Origin of the sequence: Cryobacterium sp. SO2, from assembly GCF_026151165.2 — a bacterium.
GTDB lineage: Bacteria > Actinomycetota > Actinomycetes > Actinomycetales > Microbacteriaceae > Cryobacterium.
The window spans coordinates 470,896-494,255 of the sequence record NZ_CP117849.1 but is presented as its reverse complement, the minus strand read 5'-3'; the positions used below and the strand labels follow the sequence as shown (position 1 = coordinate 494,255).

Annotated in this window: 18 protein-coding genes; 3 read left to right on the top strand and 15 right to left on the bottom strand. The window is 68.0% G+C overall.

The window, feature by feature from the left end; genetic code table 11:
• Positions 1-281: 281 nt before the first annotated feature.
• From BJQ94_RS02330 to BJQ94_RS02315, 4 genes are all read right to left on the bottom strand, one after another.
• Positions 282-1,682, bottom strand: a complete 1,401-nt coding sequence (locus tag BJQ94_RS02330; protein WP_265398219.1) for a sensor domain-containing diguanylate cyclase — start codon at positions 1,680-1,682, stop codon at positions 282-284.
• Positions 1,679-2,512: an alpha/beta hydrolase gene (locus BJQ94_RS02325; protein ID WP_265398218.1), complete on the bottom strand. Its 834-nt coding sequence runs from the start codon at positions 2,510-2,512 to the stop codon at positions 1,679-1,681. Before BJQ94_RS02325 ends, BJQ94_RS02330 begins: the two co-directional genes overlap by 4 nt.
• Before the next feature lie 58 nt (positions 2,513-2,570).
• Complete coding sequence (locus BJQ94_RS02320) at positions 2,571-3,848, bottom strand: multidrug effflux MFS transporter (RefSeq protein ID WP_265398217.1); 1,278 nt, start codon at positions 3,846-3,848, stop codon at positions 2,571-2,573.
• An 80-nt stretch (positions 3,849-3,928) separates the two neighbouring features.
• Positions 3,929-4,510, bottom strand: a complete 582-nt coding sequence (locus BJQ94_RS02315; protein ID WP_265398216.1) for a GNAT family N-acetyltransferase — start codon at positions 4,508-4,510, stop codon at positions 3,929-3,931.
• A 101-nt stretch (positions 4,511-4,611) separates the two neighbouring features.
• Between BJQ94_RS02315 and BJQ94_RS02310 the strand changes: the two genes are divergently transcribed.
• Positions 4,612-5,553, top strand: coding sequence for a LysR substrate-binding domain-containing protein (locus tag BJQ94_RS02310; protein ID WP_265398215.1), 942 nt, complete (start codon positions 4,612-4,614; stop codon positions 5,551-5,553).
• Here BJQ94_RS02310 and BJQ94_RS02305 read toward each other — a convergent pair.
• Positions 5,545-6,732 carry an ROK family transcriptional regulator gene (locus BJQ94_RS02305; protein ID WP_265398214.1) on the bottom strand — a complete coding sequence of 396 codons (1,188 nt, stop codon included), beginning with the start codon at positions 6,730-6,732 and terminating at the stop codon, positions 5,545-5,547. The genes BJQ94_RS02310 and BJQ94_RS02305 overlap by 9 nt on opposite strands.
• Positions 6,733-6,897: 165 nt before the next feature.
• Between BJQ94_RS02305 and BJQ94_RS02300 the strand changes: the two genes are divergently transcribed.
• A complete protein-coding gene (locus tag BJQ94_RS02300) occupies positions 6,898-7,743 on the top strand; it encodes an NAD(P)-dependent oxidoreductase (RefSeq protein WP_265398244.1) in 846 nt (281 codons plus the stop codon).
• An 88-nt stretch (positions 7,744-7,831) separates the two neighbouring features.
• Here BJQ94_RS02300 and BJQ94_RS02295 read toward each other — a convergent pair whose 3' ends face one another.
• From BJQ94_RS02295 to chvE, 10 genes are all read right to left on the bottom strand, one after another.
• Complete coding sequence (locus tag BJQ94_RS02295) at positions 7,832-9,289, bottom strand: GH1 family beta-glucosidase (protein ID WP_265400723.1); 1,458 nt, start codon at positions 9,287-9,289, stop codon at positions 7,832-7,834.
• Positions 9,286-11,625 carry an alpha-xylosidase gene (gene yicI, locus BJQ94_RS02290; RefSeq protein WP_265400722.1) on the bottom strand — a complete coding sequence of 780 codons (2,340 nt, stop codon included), beginning with the start codon at positions 11,623-11,625 and terminating at the stop codon, positions 9,286-9,288. The genes BJQ94_RS02295 and yicI overlap by 4 nt, the downstream gene beginning before the upstream one ends.
• Before the next feature lie 2 nt (positions 11,626-11,627).
• Positions 11,628-12,536, bottom strand: a complete 909-nt coding sequence (locus BJQ94_RS02285) for a carbohydrate ABC transporter permease (RefSeq protein WP_265400721.1) — start codon at positions 12,534-12,536, stop codon at positions 11,628-11,630.
• Positions 12,536-13,513: a sugar ABC transporter permease gene (locus BJQ94_RS02280; protein ID WP_265400720.1), complete on the bottom strand. Its 978-nt coding sequence runs from the start codon at positions 13,511-13,513 to the stop codon at positions 12,536-12,538. Before BJQ94_RS02280 ends, BJQ94_RS02285 begins: the two co-directional genes overlap by 1 nt.
• Before the next feature lie 102 nt (positions 13,514-13,615).
• Positions 13,616-14,914 carry an extracellular solute-binding protein gene (locus tag BJQ94_RS02275; protein WP_265400719.1) on the bottom strand — a complete coding sequence of 433 codons (1,299 nt, stop codon included), beginning with the start codon at positions 14,912-14,914 and terminating at the stop codon, positions 13,616-13,618.
• A gap of 143 nt (positions 14,915-15,057) precedes the next feature.
• Entirely contained in the window at positions 15,058-16,074 is a 1,017-nt protein-coding gene (locus BJQ94_RS02270) for a LacI family DNA-binding transcriptional regulator (protein ID WP_265400718.1), read from the bottom strand.
• Between the two features lie 239 nt (positions 16,075-16,313).
• Positions 16,314-17,531 (bottom strand): ROK family protein, encoded by a 1,218-nt coding sequence (locus tag BJQ94_RS02265; RefSeq protein WP_265400717.1) that lies wholly within the window; start codon positions 17,529-17,531, stop codon positions 16,314-16,316.
• Between the two features lie 76 nt (positions 17,532-17,607).
• Entirely contained in the window at positions 17,608-18,828 is a 1,221-nt protein-coding gene (gene mmsB, locus BJQ94_RS02260; RefSeq protein ID WP_265400716.1) for a multiple monosaccharide ABC transporter permease, read from the bottom strand.
• Positions 18,829-18,833: 5 nt separating this feature from the next.
• Positions 18,834-20,342 carry a multiple monosaccharide ABC transporter ATP-binding protein gene (gene mmsA / locus BJQ94_RS02255; RefSeq protein ID WP_265400741.1) on the bottom strand — a complete coding sequence of 503 codons (1,509 nt, stop codon included), beginning with the start codon at positions 20,340-20,342 and terminating at the stop codon, positions 18,834-18,836.
• Between the two features lie 125 nt (positions 20,343-20,467).
• Positions 20,468-21,592, bottom strand: a complete 1,125-nt coding sequence (gene chvE / locus BJQ94_RS02250) for a multiple monosaccharide ABC transporter substrate-binding protein (RefSeq protein ID WP_265400715.1) — start codon at positions 21,590-21,592, stop codon at positions 20,468-20,470.
• Between the two features lie 476 nt (positions 21,593-22,068).
• On the opposite strand from chvE, the gene xylA reads away from it, so the two are divergent.
• A complete protein-coding gene (xylA, locus tag BJQ94_RS02245) occupies positions 22,069-23,259 on the top strand; it encodes a xylose isomerase (RefSeq protein WP_265400740.1) in 1,191 nt (396 codons plus the stop codon).
• Positions 23,260-23,360 lie beyond the last annotated feature (101 nt).

Genomic DNA, 23,360 nt, shown 5'->3' with positions numbered 1-23,360 from the left:
ACGGGCCGCCCGGCCGCGCCCAGACCTGCCCACTTGCCCGCGCCCAGACCTGCCCACTTGCCCGCGCCCAGACCTGCCCGCTCGCCTGGTCCCTGACTGGCCCACTTTCGCTAGTGCGCGACCCCCGACAACTAGCAAATATGGGCCAGCCTCGCCGGCCTGAACAATGAGTGGCCCGGATTCGCTAGTGCGGGAGGTGCTGCAACTAGCGAAAACGGGCCAGTCCCGGCTGAGGGCGGGTGGGAGCGGAGCGGGAGCGGGCAGGCGGGCGCGGGGCGGGGTCAGGCCGTGACGAGGGTGTCGCGGCCCTTGCCGGCGCGCTTGGAGGCGAGCATGGCCTCATCGGCGAGGGCGATCAGGGCGCCCGGCGTGGTCAGCGGGGAGACGCCGGGCGTGAACACGCTGATCCCGATGCTGGCCGACACGCACTGCCCCTCCGCGATGCCGCCCAGCGGCACCCGCACGGCATCCCGGATGCGCCGGGCCATCTCCAGCACCGAACCCTCGTCGACGCCGTCGCAGGCGATCACGAACTCGTCCCCACCGAACCGGCTCGGCAGGTCGCCCACCCGCAGCGTGCGCAGCAGCCTCTCGGCCACCTGCTGCAGCACCTGGTCGCCGGCCTCGTGGCCGAAGGCGTCGTTGATGGCCTTGAACCCGTCGAGGTCGAGGAACAGCACCGCCACGGTGCGGCCGAGCGGCTCGGCCTCGACAAGCAGCTGCCGCAGCCGCTGCTGCATGGCGAACCGGTTGGGCAGCCCGGTCAGCGAGTCGTGCAGCGACTGGTGTTCGATCCGGCGTTGCAGGTGGATGCGCTCGAGCACCGGCGCGGCCTGCGTGGCCAGCGCCGCGAGCAGGTCGAGCAGGTTCTCGTCCAGCTCCCGCGGGCGTTGGAACCAGCAGGCGATGGCGCCGCCGACGGTGCCGTCTTCGATCACCGGAATGACGCAGAGCGCCTCGACCCCCTCGGCGTCGAGGTCGGCCGCCAGGCTCGGGAAACTCAGTGCGATGTCCGCGGGGCTGCGACAGAGCACGACCCGGCCGTGGCTCAAGCACTCCTGCACCGGCAGCAGGCCGGCCAGGTCCACGGTTCCGGAGAGCGGGTAGGTGCCCGAGACCAGGTCCAGACGGCCGTCGGGCTCGGCGACGACGACCGACACCGATGCGGCATCCGTGGCGATCTCGGCCGACACCCGCAGCGCGGAGCCGAACGCGGCCATGGTCGTGGCCGGGGCGAGGCCGGCCGCGGCGTGCTGCAGGATGCGCACCCGAGCCACCGCGCTCTCGGCCGTGCGCCTGGCGTCGAGGAGGTCGCGCTCGTACTTGAGCCGGATCCCGGCGTCGACGACGGCGGCGAAGACCATGGTCTGGTCGCCCGAGTCGTCCAGGACCGAGCTGACCAGCACATCCCGGGTGCTGCCGGTGCCGGTGGAGAGGCTGAGCATCACCTCGTTCAGGGTTCGCTGCGTCTGAAGCAGCGGCATGAACCGGGTCTCGAAGATCAGCTTGCTGCCGCGGGAGAGCAGGGACAGGAAGTACCGGCCGACGATGTCCTCCCTGGCGGCGCCCGCCCACTGGCAGAAGGTGTCATTCGCCGAGAGGATGACCCCGTCGGTGGTCATCGCGAACAGGCCGGCCGGAGCGTGGTGGAACAGCGCGCGGGAGACCTCGTCCGGCGTCACAGGCAGCGCCGGATCTGCCGCTCGATCTCGGCCGGGTCGGACAGGTGCGCGTAGTGCCCGGCCGCGCTCAATACGACGAGTTCACTGCCGGGGATGTTCTCGTGCAGGTACTCGCCCACCTCCGGCGGGGCGATCAGGTCGTCGGTGGACTGCAGGATCAGCGTGGGCGTGCTGATGTTCTTGAGGTACCGGCGCGTGTCGGAGAGGAAGGTGACCCTGGCGAAGTGCTGGGCGACCATTGTGTTGGTGCGGGCGATGCTCTCCGCCAGCTCCTCGGCCAATTCGGGCCGCTCCGGGTTGCGCATCAGCGCCGGCGCCATCTCGGCGGCCCAGCTCACGTGGTTCACCTCGAGAGCGTCCAGCAGCGCGTCGACATCGGCGCGCTCGAAGCCGCCCACGTAGCCCTCGTCGTTCAGGTAGCGCGGCGAGGGGCCCAGCATGATCAGCCTGCCGAACCGCTCCGGCTCCTCGATCGCGGCCAGCGCACCGATCATGGCGCTCACGGAGTGCCCCACGAAGACCACATCGTGCAGGTCGAGGGAGCGGAGGATCTCGAGCAGATCGGCGGCGTACCCCCGCAGCGAGTCGTACTTGCGGCGGTCGTACGCCGACACATCCGACTCGCCGGAGCCGACGTGGTCGAACCGCACGACGCGGTACTCGTCGGTGAACTGCGGCGCCACCAGGCGCCACATGTTCTGGCTGGTGCCGTAGCCGGGGCCGAACACAATCGGCGGCGCGGACGGATCGCCCTCGACGGTCACGCCGTTGCGCGCGAGCACATCCACTGCCACCCGGTCGGAGGCGTCCTCGCCTGTGCTGTAGATCACCTTCGAGATTCTTCCATATCGATCTGAAGGGTGCGGCAGGGCTTTTGCCGCGGCCAGGTCAGTGCGTGAGCGCCGCCACCGTGCGCGGGCGCACGATCAACCACAGGCTGAGGATGGAGACGATCGCAGCGAGGCCCATCACGGATGCCATCGGCACGGCGGTGCCGACGCCGAGCAGGCCCACGACGGGTGAGATCAGGCCGGCGATGCCGAAGTTGGCCGCGCCCAGCAGGGATGCGGCGGTGCCGGCTTCGCTGCCGTGCGAGTTGAGCGCGATGACCTGCACAGTGGGGAAGGTGAAGCCGCACGCCGCGATGAAGAACCACAGCGGGATGAGGGTGCCCCACAGGCCCGCGCCGAGCAGGTCGAGGGTGAAGATGGCCGCCGACATCACCACGAGCACGGCCGTGGCCACGATCAGGATGTTCTGCGGGCCGACGTTGTAGCGGTGCATCAGCCGCGAACTGGCCTGCACGCCCACCACGATGCCGAGCGAGTTGACCGCGAACAGCACACCGTACTGCTGCGCGCTGAACTGGTAGACCTGCTGGAACAGGAACGGTGACGAGGAGAGGTAGGAGAACAGCCCGGTGAAGGTCATCGCCCCGATGATGAGAACGCCCACGAAGGTGCGGTCGCTGAGTACCGCCTTGTAGCGCTGGCCGAGGCTGGAGTGGCCGGGCACCGTGCGGCGGTCCTGCGGCAGGGTTTCGACGATCCAGATCGCGACGGCGACCATGACGACAATGCCGTAGCCGGCGAGCACCCAGAAGATGCCGCGCCACGGCATCACGAGCAGCAGCTGCGAGCCGATGACCGGCGCGAGCACCGGCGCCAGGCCGCTCACCAGGGCCAGGCGGGAAAGCATCTTCACGAGCGGCTTGCCGCCGAAGAGGTCGCGCACCATGGCCATGGCCACCACCGCACCGGCTGCGGCGCCGAAGCCCTGCAGCACCCGGAAAATACCGAGCGACACGATGTCGTTGGACAGAGCGGCGCCGACGCAGGCGAGCACGTGGAAGCCGGTGGCCAGCAGCAGCGGCAGCCGACGACCGACCTTGTCACTCCACGGGCCCACGATGAGCTGACCGAAGCCGAAGCCGATCATCGTTCCGGTGAGGGTGAGCTGGATGGCCGCGGCCGAGACGCCGAGTTCGCTCTCGAGCAGGGGGAAGGCGGGCAGGTACAGATCGATGGTGAACGGGCCGAGCGCCGTCAGCGCCCCCAGGATGATGATGTAGACCACGCGCTGCCCGCGGGAGAGTGCGTCGCCGGGGTGCCGGGCGGTGGAGGCGAGTTGCGCCTCGGAGATGACGGGGATGACGGCGGTAGTCACGAAAAAGAGTCCTCGGTCGGGGGCTTACGGGGTGGAGTGCGGGCGAAGGCCCGTTTGCGAAAAGCCCCGGGCCCCGCGTTCTATTCCCTGTGGCCGCCAACTGGCGAAAGATTGCGCGGATCCGGGGTTTTCTGCACGTTTGCCGGCGAGCCGGCGTTCGTGAGGGGCAGCTCCATGAAGACATCTGCCCGGGCATACGGCATCGGCCGGATGCGTTCGGCAGGCACGTGGGTGAAGCCCACCGATTCGTAGAGGTGCACGGCGTTGGGCAGCTTGGTGCTGCTGCCCAGGAACAGCGAGGTGGCGCCGAGCCGGCCGGCCAGAATGATGGCCGCGGTGATGAGCTGCCGGCCCACGCCCTTGCCGCGCAGGCCGGGCTGCACCGCCATTTTGGACAGCTCGAAGACACCGTCGCCGGTGGGCACCAGGGCGACGCAGCCGATCCGTTCGTCGCCGAGCCGGGCGATCAGCACCTGGCCGCCGCGGTCGACGATGGCGCCGACCGGGTCGTCCAGCGTGGCGCTGTCGGCGGCCTCGAGGGTGAACAGCCGGCGGATCCATTCCTCGTTGAGCTCCCGGAACGCGCGGGCGTCGGCGTCGGAGGTCAGGGGGTCGATGGTGATCGGGACAGGCTGGGCGACGGGGCTGGGGCTGAGTGACATGTGGACTCCTTGTTCTCTTCCATTCTGTGAGCGGCTTATCCAGACGTCCAATATCCCTTGGCGAGGGATTCAGACCGCAGACGTCTTGATAGCGTGGGCCTATGGTCGCTCACCTCGAACTCCGGCACCTGCGCTATTTTGTCGCGGTCGCGGAGGAACTGCACTTCGGCAAGGCCGCCGACCGCCTGCACATGGCCCAGCCGCCGCTGTCCCAACAGATCCGGCGGCTCGAGGAGCTGATCGGCACGCCGCTGTTCGATCGCACCTCCCGCCGGGTGGTGCTCACCGAGGCCGGGGTGGCGTTCCTCGAGCGCAGCCGCCGGCTCCTCGACCAGGCTGCGTCCGACGTCGACGAGGCCGCCCGGATCGGCCGGGGCGAGCAGGGCCGGTTCGACATCGGCTTCATCACGTCGGCCATTCCGCTGGGCATCACCGAGCGCATCCGGGCGTTTCGGTCGCTGTACCCGTCGGTGCACGTGCAGCTGCACGAGGGCTACACCTCGCTGATCCTCGGCCGGCTGCTCGCCCGCGAGATCGACATCGGGGTGGTGCGTGACTCCGAACCGCACCCCGCGGTCACCATGACCACCCTGGCCACCGAACCGTATGTCGCTGTCGTGCCCAGCGACCACGCGGCGGCCGGGCTGGCGCGGCTCGACGCCGGGATGCTGCGGGACGACCCGTTCGTGTTCTATCCGCGCGCCGCGGGCGAGCGGGCCTACCTGCGCAACCTCGAGCCGTGCCGCCAGGCCGGGTACGAGCCCCGGGTGGTGCAGGAGGCGTCGTCGTGGGTGACGATCCTGCACCTGGTGGGGGCGGGCCTCGGGGTGAGCATCGCGCCGGCCAGCGCCACGTTGAACCTGCCGGCCGGGGTGCGCATCATCCCGCTGTCCGGCGCGCACCCGCGCAGCGAGGTGCAGCTGGTGCAACGGGCGGACGACCGGCGCACGATCATCACGAACTTCCTGCGGGTGCCCGGCTCCCTCACCCCCACGCTGACGCCCGGCGCGGAGCCGGGACCGGGCGAGGTGGGCTCAGTCTGAGGGCTGGTCCGTTCCGGCCGGGAGGCCGGCCGGGTCGTCGAGCAGCCCCTCGAAGGCCAACTCGGCGGCGCCGATCATCAGCAGGTTGGAGCCCAGTTCGGCCGCGCTCAGCCGCACGGTGCCGAACGCGGCCCCGAGCGAGTGGGAGGCGACGGCGGACCGCAGCCGCTCGGCATCCACCGCGAGCAGGGCGCCCAGGAACCCGCCGAGCACCACGAGCTGTGGGTTGAGGATGTTGATCGCGCCGGCCAGCGCCACCGCAAGGTGGTCGATCTGGCGGTCGACCTCGGCGCGCACGGCCGGGGAGGTGGACGCCAGCAGCGCCTGCTCGAGCTCGTCGGCATCCGCACCGGTGAGGCCGAGCACGTCGAGCAGTTCACGCCGGGTGACCTCGGCCTCGAGGGTGCCGCGGATGCCGGCGGAGTCGACCCTGGCGCTGTCGCTCACCCGGGTGTGGCCGAACTCGCCCGCGTAGCCGGCGATGCCGCCGGCCGGCACGCCGCCCACGATCATGCCGCCGCCGATGCCGCTGGCGCCGCCGTTGAGGTAGATGAGGTCGGTGATGCCCTTGCCCGCGCCGAAGAACCGTTCGGCCATCGCGCCCAGGCTGGCGTCGTTGGCGGCGAGCACCGGGTATCCGGTGGCCGCTTCGAGCATCTCGGCGAGCGGCTCGTCCACCCAACCCAGGTGCGGTGCGTGCCGCACCAGACCGTCGTGCGCGCGCACCAGGCCGGGCACGGCCACGCCGATGCCCACGACGGTGAACTTCGCGGCCAGCTCGCCGCGCATGCCGTCGATCACGGCGGCGGCGATGTTCACGGCCTCGACCACGCTCGGCGACTGGTCGGTGGGGTACCGCACCCGGCGGTGCACCTGCCCGTCGAGGCCGACGATTCCGATCGTGACGGCATCGATCTCGGGGTTCACGGCGAGTGCCACAACCCGTTCACTGACGCTGACAATAGGGCTGGGCCGGCCCACCTGGTTCGTGGCGGTCGGTTCGCCCTCCACGACCAGGCCGCGCTCCACCAGTTCGGCCACGAGGGCGGCAATCGTGGAGCGGTTCAGCCCGGTGAGCCGGGTGAGCTGCGACCTGGAGGCGGCGCCGCTGCGGTGCACGAGTCTGAGCACCACCGACAGGTTGTGTCGGCGCACATCGTCATGGCTGCTGCCCTGCACGGTTCCTCCGTCTGGCTGACGCCCGGTCTGCGAGCGTGAGTCACTCTGGCCCCCAGAGTACCCGGCAACTCTCCCCGGCGGCCGTGATACGTTGCAGACCGCCACAAATCGGGTCGAGGCGTCACCCGTACGACGCAGACAAGGATGTCCATGGAATTCCCCAGCATGAGAATCGCCCTCACCGGCGGCAGCGGAAAACTCGGCAAGACCGTGCTCGAACGGCTGCGCGCCGAGGGCCATCAGGTGATCAACTTCGACCTGACCGGCAGCCGCGGAGCGGGCTTCGTGCGCATCGACCTCACCGACTACGGCCAGGTGATCGACGCCTTCTCCGGTGTCAACGACCAGGCCGACGGTTTCGACGCCGTGGTGCACCTGGGCGCGATCCCCGCGCCGGGCCTGGCACCGGATGTAGCGACCTTCCACAACAACATGCTCGCCACCTACAACGTGTTCCAGGCGGCCCGCCGCGTGGGCATCCGCCGCATCGTCTACGCCTCGAGCGAGACCGTGCTCGGCTTGCCGTTCGACACCGACCCGCCCTACATCCCGGTGGACGAGGAGTACCCGGCCCGGCCGGAGAGCACTTACTCGCTGGTCAAGCACCTCGAGGAGCAGATGGCGATCGAGCTGGTGCGCTGGGACCCGACGCTGTCGATCACGGCGCTGCGGTTCTCCAACGTGATGGACCCCGAGGACTACGACGCCTTCGAGGACTTCCAAACGGATGCGACGCTGCGCAAGTGGAACCTCTGGGGCTACATCGACGGCCGTGACGGCGCCCAGGCCGTGCTCAAGGCGCTGCAGGTGGCCCCGCCCGGCTTCGAGCGCTTCATCATCGCCGCCGCCGACACCGTGATGCGCCGGCCCAGCGCCGACCTGGCCGCCGAGGTCTTCCCCGCCGTGCCGGTGACCGCGGACATCGACGGTCGCACCACGCTTCTCTCCATTACCAAGGCCCGCCGCCTCCTGGGCTTCTCCCCCGCCCACTCCTGGCAAGACCCCCGCTAACCTTCCGCGAGCCGTGAGAAAAGCCCCGAAAACCCAAGGTTTTCGGGGCTCAACTCACGGCTCGGGGGACGGGGCGGGAGGGTGCTGGCTAGGCGGGGAGGGTGCGGGTGGCGACCAGGGCGGCGTACCAGCGGGCGCTGTCTTTCGGGGTGCGCTCGAGGGTCTCGTAGTCCACGTGGATGATGCCGAAGCGCTTGGAGTAGCCGTAGCCCCACTCGAAGTTGTCCATCAGCGACCACACTTGGTAGCCGCGCAGGTCGACGCCACGGGCCATCGCCCGGTGCGCGGCGGTGAAGTGCCGGCGCAGGTAGTCGGTGCGCTCCACGTCGTGCACGCGGGGACCGTCGTCGGTCTGCACCACCGTGTCGGCGAACGCGGCCCCGTTCTCGGTGACCATCAGCGGCTGGTTCGGGAACTCCTCGTGCAACGACACGAGGAGGTCCTCGAGGCCGGACGGGTCGATGTTCCAGCCCATCTCGGTGTACGGGCCCGGCTGGGCGAGGAACTCGACCCTGTCCGCGCCCGGCCACGGTGACGCGCCGACGTCCTTGTGGCCGTCGGCGTTCTCCCGGGGCGACTCGCCGTCCCACAGCCGCACCAGCGTGGTGGAGTAGTAGTTAACGCCGAGCACCTCGAGCGGCTGGTGGATGATCTCGGTGTCGCCGGGCAGAACGAAAGCCCAGTCGCTGATTCCCTTGGTGTCTTCGAGCACATCCGCCGGGTACGCGCCCTTCAGCAGCGGGCCGAGGAACACCCGGTTGGCCAGGGCGTCGATCTGCCGCACGGCCTCCGGTCCGGTCTCGCCCTCGCCGCGCAGCACGTGCAGGTTGAGGGTGATCGAGAAGTCGGGGTCGTTGGTGACGAGGGGCTTGAGGGCCAGGATCGCCAGGCCGTGCGCGAGGTTGAGGTGGTGCACGGCCGCGAGCGCAGCGGCGCCATCGGTGCGGCCGGGCGCGTGCGCGCCGGAGCCGTAGCCGAGGTACGCCGAGCACCAGGGCTCGTTCAGCGTGGTCCAGGTGTCCACCCGGTCGCCGAAGGCCGCGCCCAGGATCGCCGCGTAGTCGGCGAAGGCGTAGGCGGTGGCCCGGTTGGTCCAGCCGCCCTCGTCTTCGAGCGCCTGCGGCAGGTCCCAGTGGTACATGGTGACGATGGGGCGGATGCCGCGCGCAATGAGCCCGTCGATCAGGCGGGCATAGAAGTCGAGCCCCTTCTGGTTCGCCGGGCCCCGGCCGGTGGGCTGGATGCGCGACCAGGAGATCGAGAACCTGTACGCGGCCAGTCCCAGCGAGCTCATCAGGTCGAGGTCGGCCTCAAGCCGGTGGTAGTGGTCGGCGGCGACATCGCCGGTGTCCTCGTTCCAGATCTTGCCCGGCGTGTGGCTGAAGGTATCCCAGATCGAGGGCCCGCGGCCGTCTTCGTCGAAGGCACCCTCCACCTGGTAGCTGGCGGTGGCGGAGCCGAAGATGAATGAGTCGGGGAACACCAGGCCGGCGTCCCGGTAATCGGGGTTTCCGGCGGTGGCGGCCGGCGTTGTGGTGCTGGTCATCGAAGAAGTGCCTTTCGGTCGGTAGCGACAACGGTAGTGCCACCGGCGAGCCGGGCGCGGAACGGCGCCGCCGAATCGCTGGTGACGACGGTGTTGTCGCCGTCGCTCGTGACGGTGACGGTGATGTGGGTGCCGTCCAGCGGGTTGCTGATGTCGACGGTCCTGGCTTCGCCGGTGCCGCCGGGGTAGACGGTGACGAGGGCCTCATCGGTGTAGTCGTAGTCGGGCCGGTCGTCGCGGGAGCCGGTGACGAGCACCGCTCCCCCGCGCACCCAGAGCGGAAGGCTGTCGAAGGCGTGGGTCTCGCGGCGCCAGACCGGGCCCTCCACGACCTCGTCGGTGAGGTAGTTGGTCCAGGTGCCGGCGGGCAGATAGTACTGCACGTCGCCGGACTCGCTGAACACCGGCGCCACGAGCAGGTCGGCGCCGAGCAGGTACTGCCGGTCGAGGTAGTCCACGGCCGGGTCGCCGGGGAACTCGAGCTGCATCGGCCGCATGAACGGGGCGCCGACGCTGTGCGCCTCGAGACCCACCTGGTAGAGGTAGGGCATCAGCGCGAGCTTGAGTTTGGTGAACACCCGGGTCACGTCCACGGCGCTCTGGCCGGGCTCCTCCCGGCCGTCGTCGAAGAGCCACGGCACCCGGTAGCTGGTGGAGCCGTGCAACCGGGAGTGGCTGGAGAGCAGGCCGAAGGCCAGCCAGCGCTTGAACACGGCCGGGTCGGGCATGCCCTCGAAGCCGCCGATGTCGTGGCTCCAGTAGCCGAAGCCGGAAAACGCCAGGGAGAGCCCGCCGCGCAGGGTCTCGGCCATCGACTCGTAGCTGGAGGAGTTGTCTCCGCCCCAGTGCACGGGCTGCATCTGGCCGCCGACGGTGGCCGACCGGGCGAACAGCACCGCGTCGCCCTCGCCGCGGTGCTCCTGCAGCACCTCGAAGACGGCCTTGTTGTAGAGCTGGCTGTAGAGGTTGTGCATCACGTCGGCCGACGAGCCGTCGTGCCACACCACATCCGTGGGGATGCGTTCGCCGAAGTCGGTCTTGATGGCGTCGACACCCTGCGCGAAGAGACCGCGCAGCTTGCCCTGGAACCAGGTGACGGCGGCCGGGTTGGTGAAGTCGACCAGGCCCATGCCGGCCTGCCACATGTCCCACTGCCAGACGTCGCCGTTGGCCTTCTTCACCAGGTAGCCGGCCGCAGCGGCCTCGGCGAAGATGCCGGCCCGCTGGGCGATGTACGGGTTGATCCAGGCGCTCACGTGCAGGTTCTTCTCGTGCAGCCGGGTGAGCATGCCCTCGGGGTCGGGGAACACCCGCGGGTCCCATTCGAAGTCGGTCCAGTTGAATTCGCGCATCCAGAAGCAGTCGAAGTGGAAGACGGAGAGCGGCAGGTCGCGTTCGGCCATGCCGTCGATGAAGCTGTTCACCGTGGCTTCGTCGTACTGGGTGGTGAACGAGGTCGACAGCCACAGGCCGTACGACCAGGCCGGCACCCGGGCCGGGCGGCCGGTGAGCCGGGTGTAGCGCTCGAGCACGTCCTTGGGGGTGGGGCCGTAGATCACCAGGTATTCGATGGCCGGGCCGGCCACCGAGAACTGCACCCGCTCCACGGCCTCGGTGCCCACCTCGAACGAGACGTGCTCGGGGTGGTTGACCAGCACGCCGTAGCCGCGGTTGGTGAGGTAGAACGGCACGTTCTTGTAGGACTGCTCGCTGGAGGTGCCGCCGTCGGCGTTCCAGATGTCGATTGTCTGGCCGTTCTTGATCAGCGGGCCGAAGCGCTCGCCGAGGCCGTAGACCAGTTCGCCGACGCCGAGGGACAGTTGCGCGTGCGTGTAGGACGCCGCCGGCGCGAGCCCGGTGGTGGTGACGCCGGACACCCCGGCCGGCTCGGCCGCGACGGGGGCGCCGGGGGCGAGCTGCATGTGCCCGATCGACTTGTGCCCGCTCTCGGTGAGGGTGCGCCCGTCGGCCTCGAACGACAGCGCGAACGGGGCGCCGAGGGCCACACGGGCGGTGAGCGGGCCGGCCGTGAGGGTGCCGCCGGTGTTGTCGATCACGATGACACCGGCATCCGGCTCGGCGCCGACCAGGTCGAAACCAGAGCCGGTCGCGATGCCGGTGTGCTGGTCGACGCGCACCTTGATGATGCCCGGCAGCGGCGAGGAGAGGGTGACGGTGAGCAGGGCGCGGTTGAGCACGTCGCCGCGGCGTTCGATCACCTTCGTCGGCGCGGTCACCCGCAGCGCGGTGCCGACCTGTTCGATGTCGTACGCCTCCTGCGCGTAGAGCGCGGTGACGCCGGGGCGGGTGTGCCAGAAACCATCGGTGAATTTCATAACTACTTGACTGCTCCTGCGGTGATGCCCCTGGTGAGGGTGCGTTGGAAGATGAGGAAGAAGATCAGGGTGGGCAACAGGCCCAGCAGGGCCGAGGCGCTGGTGGTGGTGACGTCCATCAGCCGGTCGCCCTGCAGCACCGCGATCGAGACCGGCACGGTCTGACTCGCGTTGCTCACCAGGAAGGTCAGCGGGATGAGGAACTCATTCCAGGTCCAGATGAAGAAGAAGATCACCAGCACGCTCAGGGTGGGCTTGGTGATCGGGTAGACCACCCGGTAGAGGATCGTCCAGCGGCTGGCGCCGTCCAGGGACGCGGCCTCGAGGATCTCCTTGGGGAAGGTGCCGAGCACGCTGGCCAGCAGGTAGGTGCCGAAAGCGCTCTGGATGACCACGAAGATGATGATCACGGCCCACTGGTTGTCGTAGAGGCCCACGCTCTTGAACATGAAGTAGAGCGGGTAGAGCAGCACTTCCTGCGGCAGCATATTGGCCAGCAGGATCAGCAGCACGATCCAGGTGCGGCCACGCACCCGGCCGATGCCGAGCGCGAACGCGTTCAGCAACGAGATGACCACGGCCAGGATGGCGACGACGCTGGAGATGAAGAAGCTGTTCCAGAGCTTCTCGGGGAAGTTCACCCGCTCCCAGAAGTTGACCATGCCGTCGAAGTACAGGTCGGTGGGCAGGGTGAGCGGGCCGGCCGCGTTGTAGTCGGCGGGCGACTTGAACGAGTTGATCAGGATGAGGAAGAACGGCACCGCGATGAGCAGGCCGATCAGCACGGCGGCGAGCAGGATCATCCAGTCGCCGAGGGACTTGCGGGTGGTGCTGCTGCGCCGTTTGCGGCTCTGCCGGGCCGGCGGGCCGGCGACGGCCGAGGTGGCGGGGTCGAGGATGGTGGAGGTCATTAGCGTTCCTCTTCCTTGCGCTCGAGTCGGGTCTGGGCGAGCAGGAAGACGACCGAGACGGCGGCGATGACGATGGTGAGTGCGGTGGCGATGGTGGCGCCGTAGCCCACTTGCTGGGACTGGAAGAACTCGCTGTACGCGTAGTACGCGGGCACGATGGTGGAGGTGCCTGGACCGCCGCCGGTGAGGGTGTAGATCGGGCCGAAGACCTTGAGGGCCGCGATGGTGCAGGTGAGGGTGACCACGAAGATCTCGGGGCGGATGATGCTCACCGTGATGGCGCGGAAGCGCTGGATCCAGTTGGCGCCGTCGAGTTCGGCGGCTTCGTAGAGCTCAGGGTCGACCCGCTGCAGGGCGGCCATGAAGATCACGATCGGGTAGCCGAGCTGCACCCAGATCATGATGACCATGATGCTGGGCAGGGCGGTGTCTGGATCGCCGAGCCAGTTCTGCGCGAGGCCGCCCAGGCCGATGCCTTCGAGCACCTGGTTGAGGGCGCCGTTCTGCGGGCGCAGGATCCAGCCGATCACGATCGCGGCGACGACGCCGGGGAGGATCTGCGGCAGGTAGTAGGTGGCGCGCAGGAAGCTGGCGATCTTGCCGCCGAACTTCTTGCCGATCAGGTCGAAGAGCATGGCGGCGAGCACCAGGCCGAGCAGGGTGGGTACGACCACCATGGCCACGATCATCGCGATGGAGTTGCTGAACGAGGTCCAGAAGGTGGTGTCGCCGGCGAGCTTGACCCAGTTCTCCAGGCCCACCCACTCCGGCGGCTTGATGCCGCGGTAGTCGGTGAAGGTGAGGTAGATGTTCCAGACCAGGGGAACCACGATGATCAGCGTGAGCAGGGCCAGGCCCGGAATGAGGTAAATCCAGAATGTCTTGGGGTTGCTTCCCGGGATGAGGCTCTGCCGCACGGGCTTGTTGCCTGCCGCGGGAGCATCAACGGGGGCATCGGCTACGGATGCTGTCGTCATGCGATTTCCTTCTCTGCGAGTGGTGGCCGGGGGCCGTGACGGCCCCCGGCCGGGTACTGCGAGGTGACGCTTCGGTGCAGTGGCCGGAGTGAGCCGGCGGAGTTAGCCGACGATGTCCTCGACACCTGACTGGTACTGGCCGCCGAGCTGCTCGTTGATGTCAGCGGGCGACTTGGTGCCGTTGATGAGTTCCTGCAGGCCGGCGTTCAGTTCGTCGTAGAACGTGGCGGTGGGCCAGTCCGGGTAGAACGCGATGCCGTCCTTCTCGGTGAGGGTGTTGAAGTTGCCGATCAGTTCCTGGCTCTTCGGGTCCGTGATGTCTTCGGTGTTCGCGGCGACGGGGATGCCACCGTTGTTACCGATCAGGGCCTGGATCTCGGGGCGCATGGTGATGTCGATGAACTGGGCCGCGAGGTCCTTGTTCTTGGCCTTCTCCGGGATAACCCACATGTTGCCGGCGGAACCGGGCGACATCTCGGCCTCGGGGAAGAGGAAGGTGCCCCACTCGAAGCCGGTGGCCTCGGTGGTGAACCGGTTGTGCCACCAGGAACCCGAGTAGAAGATCGGGTAGGTGCCGTTGATGAACGCGGTGCCGGCATCCTCTGCCTTGAAGCCGCTGGCGTCGGTGGAGATGTAGCCGGCGTCGGTCCAGTCCTTGATGGTCTCGGTGGCGTAGCTCAGCTCGGGGCCGGACCAGTCCACGTCGCCGGTGTAGAGCTGGTAGTCGTCGACGAAGGAGCGGTCGGCCTTGGTGAGCGCGAGCTGGTACCAGAGCTGGCCCAGCGGGTACTCGGCGGCGGACTCGGCCAGCGGGGTGATGCCCTGGTCGACGAAGGCGGCCATGACGGTCTCGAGTTCGGCGACGGTGGTCGGCACCTCGAGTCCGGCGGCGGCGAACATGTCCTTGTTGTAGTACATCTCCACGAACTCGCCGTAGTTGGGCACGCCGTAGAACGCGCCGGAGCCCATGATGCCGTCTTCGTCGTAGCGCGCGGTGGTCTGCAGCGACGGGGCGAGGGCGTCGTCCCAGCCGTACTCGGCGTAGTCGTCGTCGAGGTCGCTGAGCAGGCCCTGGCTGGCGAGGAGGCCGGCGGTGGCGTTGCCCTTGTTGTACTCGAGGATGTCGGGGGCCTCGTCGGAGTTGAGAACCTGGCTGGCGGTGGAGCGGATCTGCTCGAAGCTCTTCTCCTCGAACTCGACCTTTGCGCCGGTTTCTTCTTCGAAGACCTTGATGGCTTCGGTCCAGGCGATGCCCATCGCGCTGGTGTCGCTCTCGAAGTGCCAGAGCTTGAGGGTGTTGCTGTCGCCGCCGCCGGAGCCGCCGGCCGAGCAGGCGGAGAGCAGGAGGGCGCTGACGCCGAGCACGGCAATGCCGGCGAGGCTTCTCTTGGTTTTCTTCACTGTTCTACTTCCTTGTAGTGGTGCGCTGATAGTGAGATGCAGGTGGTGCGATGGGGCGGATGGTGCGGTGCTGCGGGTGGTGCGGGTGCCGGTGGCGAATCGAAACGTTTCGATAGTGCCGCCGCGGGAATCCTTTCCGGGTTCTAGGGGTGGAGGGGGCTGGGGGCTGTCGAGCCGAGCTCGACGTACGTCGGTTCGATGAACTCGACGTGCGGCAGCACATCGCCGGCGAACTGGGCCATGGTGAGCTCGATCGCGCGTGTGCAGGACTGGTCGGCGGGTAACGGGATCACGTCGAGGGGCGGGGTGAGGTGGTCGGTGGAGAAGCTGGAGCAGGCCGAGATGACCGAGAGGTCGTTCGGCACGCTGATGCCGCGCTGGCTGAGGAGCTCAAGCACCATGGACTGCACGGGCTCGTTGCTGTGCAGCACCAGCCCGGTCATACCGGGCAGGGTCGCCGTCAGGCCGTCGAACGCCGCCCGAACCCCGGCCGATTCCTCGGGCGCCGGCGTGAACGCCACGGTGGCGCCCAGGCGTGCGGCCTCGGCCAGGAAGGCGTCGCGGAACCGCGGCGGAAAGTTGGAGCCGCGCTCGTAGACCGCCGGCGCCTGGCCGATCAGGCCGATCTCACGGTGGCCGAGGTCGACCAGGCGGCGCACGGCCATCACGGCCGCCCGCTCGAAGTCGAGGTCGACGCAGGTGAGACCGTCGGTGTCGTTGGGGATGCCGATCACGGTGGCGGGCAGGCCGAGCTCACGCACCAGGTCGGTGCGCGGGTCTTCGGTGGAGACGTCCAGCAGCACGATGCCGTCGACGAGCGAGCTGCGCACCACTCGGCGCAGTCCGCTGGTGGCCTCGTCCTGGGTGAGCAGCAGCACGTCGTAGTCGTACTTGCGGGCCGCCGTGACCACCGAGAGCACAAAGGTCATGTGGGCAGGCGCGTGGGTGCCGGCGTGCAGCGGGGCACTCAACGCGAGGATGTTGGTGCGCGCGCCCTTGAGCATCCGCGCGCCGGCATTGGCCCGGTAGTCGAGCTCGAGAACGGCCTCGTCGATGCGCTGCTTGGTGGAGGCCGCGATGGACCGCTTGCCGCTGAGCGCGTACGAGACCGTGCTGATGGACACCCCGGCGACGCGTGCAACGTCGTGAATGTTGGCCATCAGGACTCCGTCGTCGATAGGGGTGTGCGGTATCGGATGCGGTTCTGCAGCCGAGTGGCGAGCCGTTCGTCTAAACGTTTCGACTGCCTCGATAGGGAGCATACGACAGGCATCCTCAGTTCCGCAAGCAATTTGTGGTTATTGACGACAAATGCCTGATCGGCGCCACCGGTGCCCGCCCGCGCGGTCCCGACCACCGCCAACTGTTCCCCATCCGGACAATTGCGGCGCGGGAGTGACTAGCGGCGGGTGGGGCGGCCGCGCACGAAGCCGGCCGGGTCGTCGAGCAGGTCGGCGAAGGCCAGCTCGGCGGCGCCGACGAGCATGAGGTGCGACCCCAGGCTGGCCCGCTCGATGGCCACGGTGTGGCCGATGCTGCTCATCGAACGCACGATCATGGCCGCAGTCAACTGCTCCCGGCCCACCGACAGCAGCGAGCCGAGGAACCCGCCGAGCACCACCATCTCGGGGTCGAACATGTTCACGAAGTTGGAGATCGCCTCGGAGAGCAGCTCGATCTGCCGGCGCACCTCGGCCAGCACGGCCGGGTCGCGGGAGACGCCGAGCGCGATGTCAAGGTCGTCCTGGTCGGCGCGGGGCAGTTTGAGCACCGCGAGCAACCTGGCCATGCTCACCTCGGTCTCCAGGCAGCCGATCCGACCGCAGTGGCAGCGCACCCCCTGACTGTTCACCAGAGTGTGGCCGAGCTCGCCCGCGTACCCGCTCGTGCCGCGCAGCGGGCTGCCGCCGATGATCAGGCCGCCGCCGATGCCGCTGGCGCTGCCGTTGAGGTAAACGAGGTCGTTGATACCGCGGGCGGCGCCGAACATGCTCTCGGCGATGGCGCCCAGGCTGGCGTCGTTGCCGGCGAAGACCGGGTAGTCCAGCACCCTGGCGAGGTCGCGGGCCAGGTTGGCGTCACGCCAGCCCAGGTGCGGGGCGATCAGCACCCGGCCGTCGGCGGAGTTCACCAGCGCCGGTACGGCCACCCCCACGCCGGCGATGCTGTAGCTCTGGTCGATCTCGCCGCGCATGCCGTCGACGATGGCCTTGACGGCGTTGATGGCCTCGGCCACGGTGGGCACCCGGGTGGTGTCGAAGCGGATGCGCCGGATCACCTCGCCGCCCAGGCCGACGAGCCCCACCGTGATGGCGTCGATGTCGGGGTTCACGGCGATCGCGGCCAGCCCCGGGTTGGGCACCACCTGGGGGCTGGGCCGGCCCACCCGGCCCACCACGCTCTCCGGTTCCACCTCGAACACCATGCCCAGGTCAGCGAGCTCGGCCACGAGGGCCGCGATCGTGGACCGGTTGAGCCCGGTGCGCTTGGTGAGCTCGGCCCGCGAGCATCCGCCGGCGTGGTGCAGCATCGTCATGACCATCGACAGGTTGTACCGGCGGAGCTGGTCGTTGCTGGTACCGCCCCGAACACCCAGGGTGGGTGGTGCATGGGTCACGGGTGGGTCACGGTCCTCTCGGGTGCGGTCCTCTCGGGTGGGTGCGCCCGGCAGGACACATCCGGCTACGTGAGTCCTATCGTCCTCCGGCGCGCCGCTTGTTGAAGATATCAAACGCCACGGCGAGCAGCAGCACCAGACCCTTGATGGTCATCTGCCAGGCGGCGTCCACCGAGAGGATGGACAGGCCCATGTTGAGCACGCCCATCACCAGGCCACCGACCACGGCGCCGACCACGGTGCCCACGCCGCCCTGCACCGCGGCGCCGCCGATGAAGACGGCGGCGATGGCGTCGAGCTCGTAGTTCTGGCCCGCGGAGGCCACCGCACCACCGGCACGGGCGGTCGAGACCACCCCGGCCAGGCCGGCCAGCACACCCATGTTCACGAAGATGTAGAAGTTGACCCACTTGGTCTTCACGCCGCTCATCACGGCGGCGAAGAGGTTGCCGCCCATGGCGTAGACGTGCCGGCCGAACACCGTGCGGTTGAGCACGAAGTTGTAGATGAGGATGAGCGCGGCGAGCACGATCAGGATGATCGGGGTGCCGCTGTAGTCGCTGAGCAGCCAGGCGAACCACACGATGGCGACGGCGGCGATGCCGTTCTTGGTCCACATCGAGGCGAGCGGTTCACGCGGCAGGTCGAGCCGGGCCAGGGTGGCGCGGGTGCGCAGCTGGAACACGATCAGGGCCACGGCGGTGAGGATGCCCAGCGCCAGGGTGAGCAGGTCGCGGCCGCCCAGCTCGCCCAGGTACGACGGCAACCAGCCGGCGCCGATGGCGGTGAACTCCGCCGGCAGGCCGCTGATGGTGCCGCCGGTGAGCAGCACCAGGGTGAGCCCACGGAAGATGAGCATGCCCGCGAGGGTGACGATGAATGCCGGGATGCCGACGAACGCCACCCAGTAGCCCTGCCAGGCGCCGACGAGGGCGCCGACCAGCAGCGACACGATGACCGCGCCCCACCAGGGCAGGCCCCAGTTGTTCATGCTGATCGCGGCGACGGCGCCCACCATGGCCACGACCGACCCGACCGACAGGTCGATGTGGCCGGCGATGATCACGATCACCATGCCGATCGCGAGGATCAGCACGTAGGCGTTCTGCTGGATGAGGTTGTTCACGTTGCCGGGCAGCAGGAGGCGCCCGTCGGTGAGGACCTGGAAGAGGATCACGATCACGGCCAGGGCCGCGACGATGCCGTACTGGCGAAGGTTGATCGAGAGCTTGGGCATCCGTCGCTTCACGGGTGGTTCTGTGGGCGCCTTGCTGCTCGCTGGCGTGGTGGTGGTCATCGCGCTCAGTCCTTTCCTGCGGTCATGTAGTGCATGAGGGTTTCCTGCGAGGCGTCGGCCTTGGCGACCTCACCGGTGAGTTTTCCTTCCGAGATCGCGTAGATGCGATCGCAGATGCCGATCAGTTCGGGCAGCTCGGAGGAGATCACGATGACCGCCTTGCCCTGGGCTGCGAGTTCGTTGATGATTCCGTAGATCTCGTACTTGGCACCCACGTCGATGCCGCGGGTGGGTTCATCCAGGATCAGCACGTCGGGGCCGGAGAAGATCCACTTCGACAGCACCACCTTCTGCTGGTTGCCGCCGGAGAGCTTGCCGGTGACCGAGGTGACCGATGGCGCCTTGATGTTCATCTTCTGCCGATAGGAGTCGGCGACCTTGTACTCGCGGTGCCGGTCGATCACGCCGTACTTGGCCAGCTTGGCCAGGGCGGCGGCGGAGACGTTGACCGTGATGTCGCCGATGAGGTTGAGGCCATAGCGTTTGCGGTCCTCGGTGGCGTAGGCGAAGCCGTGCGCGATGGCCTCCCCCACCGTGCGCATGTGGATCTCGGCGCCGTCCTTGAAGACCTGGCCGGAGATGTTGGTGCCGTAGGAGTGCCCGAACAGGCTCATCGCCAGTTCGGTGCGGCCGGCGCCCATGAGCCCGGCGAAGCCCACGATCTCGCCGGCGTTGACGGTGAAGGATGCGCCGTCGACGACCTTCCTGGCCACGTCGACCGGGTGGTGCACCGTCCAGTTCTGCACCCGGAGCACCTCCTTGCCCACGGCGGGTTCGCGCGGCGGGAAGAGGTTATTCAGGTCGCGGCCGACCATGGCGCGGATGATGTGAGCCTCGGTCGCATCCGGGCCGGCCATGTCGATGGTCTCGATGGTCTTGCCGTCGCGGATCACCGTGACGGTGTCGGCGATGCGTTTGATCTCCTTGAGCTTGTGGGAAATGATGATGCAGGTGATGCCCTGCGTGCGCAGGTGGTCGATCAGGCCGAGCAGGTGCGTGGAGTCCTCGTCGTTCAGGGCGGCGGTGGGCTCGTCGAGGATGAGCAGTTTCACCCGTTTGGACAGCGCCTTGGCGATCTCCACGAGCTGTTGCTTGCCCACGCCGAGCTCGAGGATCTTGGTGGCCGGATTCTCGTCCAGGCCCACCCGGGCCAGCAGCAGGGCGGCCTCGCGGTTGGTCTTGTTCCAGTCGATCACCCCGCGGGTGGCGTTCTCGTTGCCGAGGAAGATGTTCTCGGCAATAGAAAGGTACGGACTCAGCGCCAGCTCCTGGTGGATGATGACGATGCCGTCGTGCTCGCTGTCGTTAATGGACTTGTAGGCCACTTCGTGGTCTTCGAACTCGATGGTGCCGTCGAAGCTGCCCACCGGGTACACCCCGCTGAGCACCTTCATCAGCGTGGATTTGCCCGCGCCGTTCTCGCCGCAGATGCCGTGCACCTGCCCCCGCGTGACCTCGAGGGACACGCCGTCGAGGGCCTTCACCCCGTTGAAGTCCTTCACGATGTTGTTCATCCTGAGGATGATCGAATGCTCCACTGCGCTCTCCTGTTTAGCTGATGGGCCGGGCACCCGGTTTCCCGGGTGCCCGTCGAGGAGGCCGGCCTGCTCACCCGAGCAGGCCGGCCAGGGTCGGCTGGTTAGAGGCCGACATCCGATGCCTTGATGAAGCCGGAGTCGATCAGCTTGGTCTGCACATCGTCCTTCACGACAACCTCGGGGTCGAGCAGGAACGACGGCACGACCTTTTCGCCGTTGTCGTAGGTCTCGGTGTCGTTGACCGTGACCTCGTCGCCGGCCACGATCTCCTGGATCATGTCGAAGACCTGCTGGCCGAGGGTGCGGGTGTCCTTCCAGACCGTCATGGCCTGTTCATCGGCGAGGATCGCCTGCACGTTGGCCTTGTCGGCGTCCTGTCCGGTGATCAGCGGGTAGTCGGCGCCCGGTGTGTAGCCGGCCGACTTCAGCGAGGCTTCGATGCCGATGGCCAGGCTGTCATTCGGGGAGAGCACCACGTCGACCTTGTCGCCGCCGGTGTAGAACGACGACAGCCGGTTGTCCATCTCGGACTGTGCCTTGTCGCTGGCCCAGCCCTGGATGCCGATCGAGGCCCAGTCGTCGTTGGACGCGGGCGACTGGCCGCTCGGAACGACGAGGACGCCGCTCTCCACGTAGGGCAGCAGCACGTCCCAGGCGCCGGAGAAGAAGAACTTGGCGTTGTTGTCGTCGGGGCTGCCGGCGAACGGCTCGATCGAGATCGGCCCGGTCGCGTTGGCCAGGTCGAGTTCGGTCTCGATGAACTCGCCCTGCAGCTGGCCCACCTTGTAGTTGTCGAAGGTCGCGTAGTAGTCCACGTCGGGGGTGCCGTTGATCAGGCGGTCGTAGGCAATGACGGTGGCGTCCTGCTTCTTGGCCTCGGCGAGCACCGGCGCGAGCACCTTGCCGTCGACGGCGGCCACGACGAGGATCTTCGATCCGCCGGCGACCTGGTTCTGGATCTGGCTGATCTGCTGGTCGGTCTTGTTGTCGGCGTACTGGAGGTCGACGGTGCAACCGGCATCCTCGAGCAACTTCTTGAGCTGGTCGCCGTCGTTGATCCAGCGTTCCAGCGAACGGGTCGGCATCGAGATGCCGACGTTGCAGTCGGCGCCGGCTGCGGCACCGTCCGAGCTGCCGGCCGTGGAGCCGCCGGATGAACAGGACGCGAGCGACAGGGCGAAGACGCCGGCCGCCGCGAGGGCGAGAATTTTTTTGGTCTTGGACATAGTTGGAGCTTTCCTCTCTGAGAGCTGCCAGTCACCGCAGATACCGGTGGACCGGGATCTGCCAGAGGAGGAAATCTTGTCCCGCGTCCTCCCGGCATTGGGCGAAAGCGCGTCAGGGTTACCTCCTTGTAACGGGACATCGCTGTGATTGACCCACCGCAAATATGCGGCCTTTGTTGACGGACAGAACTTATCTCGTCCCTCAACGGTTTGCCTAGGGGCAAAATGGGAAATGCCCCTGTTTGGGGGGTTGGAACGACAGGAATCGCAACCGGCGGTGGTATTTGTGGTCTAAATCGTCGAAACCGTTCGACGACCCGTGCGCCCCACCCTGGGTCGAGTACCGATTCGTCCGAATATGTTGTGGCCGGGGGTTTTCCTGCGACCCGCGACGAGAGCTGTACGGATCGGATGCGCGTGTGTAATATGTTGGTAATTGCAACAAATCGCCAATGAAGCTGAATCGGAGCACCGTCATGTCCCTTACCCCCACCCCCGCCGACAAGTTCTCGTTCGGCCTGTGGACCATCGGCTATAACGGAGCTGACCCGTTCGGCGGACCGACCCGCCCGCAGCTCGACACCGTGGAGGCCGTCACCCGCCTCGCCGAGCTCGGCGCATACGGCCTCACCTTCCACGACGACGACCTCTTCGCCTTCGGCTCCACGGATGCCGCCAGGCAGAAGGAAATCGACCGCCTCAAGCAGGTGCTCGCAGACACCGGCGTGATCGTGCCGATGATCACCACGAACCTCTTCAGCGCTCCCGTCTTCAAGGACGGCGGCTTCACCTCGAACGACCGTGCCGTGCGCCGGTTCGCGCTCCGCAAGGTGCTGCGCAACCTCGACCTCGCCGCCGAGCTCGGCGCCAAGACCTTCGTGATGTGGGGCGGCCGCGAGGGCGCCGAGTACGACGCCGCCAAGGACATCCGCTCGGCCCTGGACCGCTACCGCGAGGCCGTCAACCTGCTCGGCGACTACGTCACCGACAAGGGCTACGACATCCGCTTCGCCATCGAGCCCAAGCCCAACGAACCGCGCGGCGACATCCTGCTGCCCACCGTCGGCCACGCCATGGCGTTCATCACCACCCTCGAGCGCCCCGAACTGGTGGGCGTGAACCCCGAGGTCGGCCACGAGCAGATGGCCGGGCTGAACTTCACCGCCGGCATCGCTCAGGCGCTCTACCAGGGCAAGCTGTTCCACATCGACCTCAACGGCCAGCGCGGCATCAAGTACGACCAGGACCTGGTCTTCGGTCACGGCGACCTGCAGAACGCGTTCTCGCTGGTGGACCTGCTCGAAAACGGCGGCCCGAATGGCGGCCCCTCCTACGACGGCCCGCGTCACTTCGACTACAAGCCGAGCCGCACCGAGGACATCACCGGCGTCTGGGACTCCGCCGCCGCGAACATGCGCACCTACCTGCTGCTCAAAGAGCGCGCCGCGGCCTTCCGCGCCGACCCCGAGGTGCAGGAGCAGCTCGCCGCCTCACGTGTGCCCGAGCTGTCCGTGCCCACCCTGTCCGAGGGCGAGAGCTACGACGACTTCCTGGCCGACACCTCGGCCTACGAGGACTTCGCCCCCGAGGAGTACTTCGGCGGCAAGGGCTTCGGCTTCGTGCGGCTGCAGCAGCTGGCCCTCGAGCACCTGCTCGGCGCCCGCTAACCCGGTCCGCCCCGCCCGGTTGCGCAACTCCTGCAATTTTCCCGCCGGCCCGGCAGCTAACCCGACATTCCGGGGTGGCCGCCGGGCTCCGGCGAGAAGTG

Excerpts from the sequence above, each read along its gene's own strand:
- BJQ94_RS02315 (WP_265398216.1), bottom strand. The coding sequence starts at position 4,510 with ATGTCACTCAGCCCCAGCCCCGTCGCCCAGCCTGTCCCGATCACCATC.
- BJQ94_RS02310 (WP_265398215.1), top strand. The coding sequence starts at position 4,612 with ATGGTCGCTCACCTCGAACTCCGGCACCTGCGCTATTTTGTCGCGGTC.
- BJQ94_RS02300 (WP_265398244.1), top strand. The coding sequence starts at position 6,898 with ATGAGAATCGCCCTCACCGGCGGCAGCGGAAAACTCGGCAAGACCGTG.
- BJQ94_RS02295 (WP_265400723.1), bottom strand. The coding sequence starts at position 9,289 with ATGACCAGCACCACAACGCCGGCCGCCACCGCCGGAAACCCCGATTAC.
- yicI (WP_265400722.1), bottom strand. The coding sequence starts at position 11,625 with ATGAAATTCACCGATGGTTTCTGGCACACCCGCCCCGGCGTCACCGCG.
- BJQ94_RS02285 (WP_265400721.1), bottom strand. The coding sequence starts at position 12,536 with ATGACCTCCACCATCCTCGACCCCGCCACCTCGGCCGTCGCCGGCCCG.
- BJQ94_RS02280 (WP_265400720.1), bottom strand. The coding sequence starts at position 13,513 with ATGACGACAGCATCCGTAGCCGATGCCCCCGTTGATGCTCCCGCGGCA.
- BJQ94_RS02270 (WP_265400718.1), bottom strand. The coding sequence starts at position 16,074 with ATGGCCAACATTCACGACGTTGCACGCGTCGCCGGGGTGTCCATCAGC.
- mmsB (WP_265400716.1), bottom strand. The coding sequence starts at position 18,828 with ATGACCACCACCACGCCAGCGAGCAGCAAGGCGCCCACAGAACCACCC.
- mmsA (WP_265400741.1), bottom strand. The coding sequence starts at position 20,342 with ATGAACAACATCGTGAAGGACTTCAACGGGGTGAAGGCCCTCGACGGC.
- chvE (WP_265400715.1), bottom strand. The coding sequence starts at position 21,592 with ATGTCCAAGACCAAAAAAATTCTCGCCCTCGCGGCGGCCGGCGTCTTC.
- xylA (WP_265400740.1), top strand. The coding sequence starts at position 22,069 with ATGTCCCTTACCCCCACCCCCGCCGACAAGTTCTCGTTCGGCCTGTGG.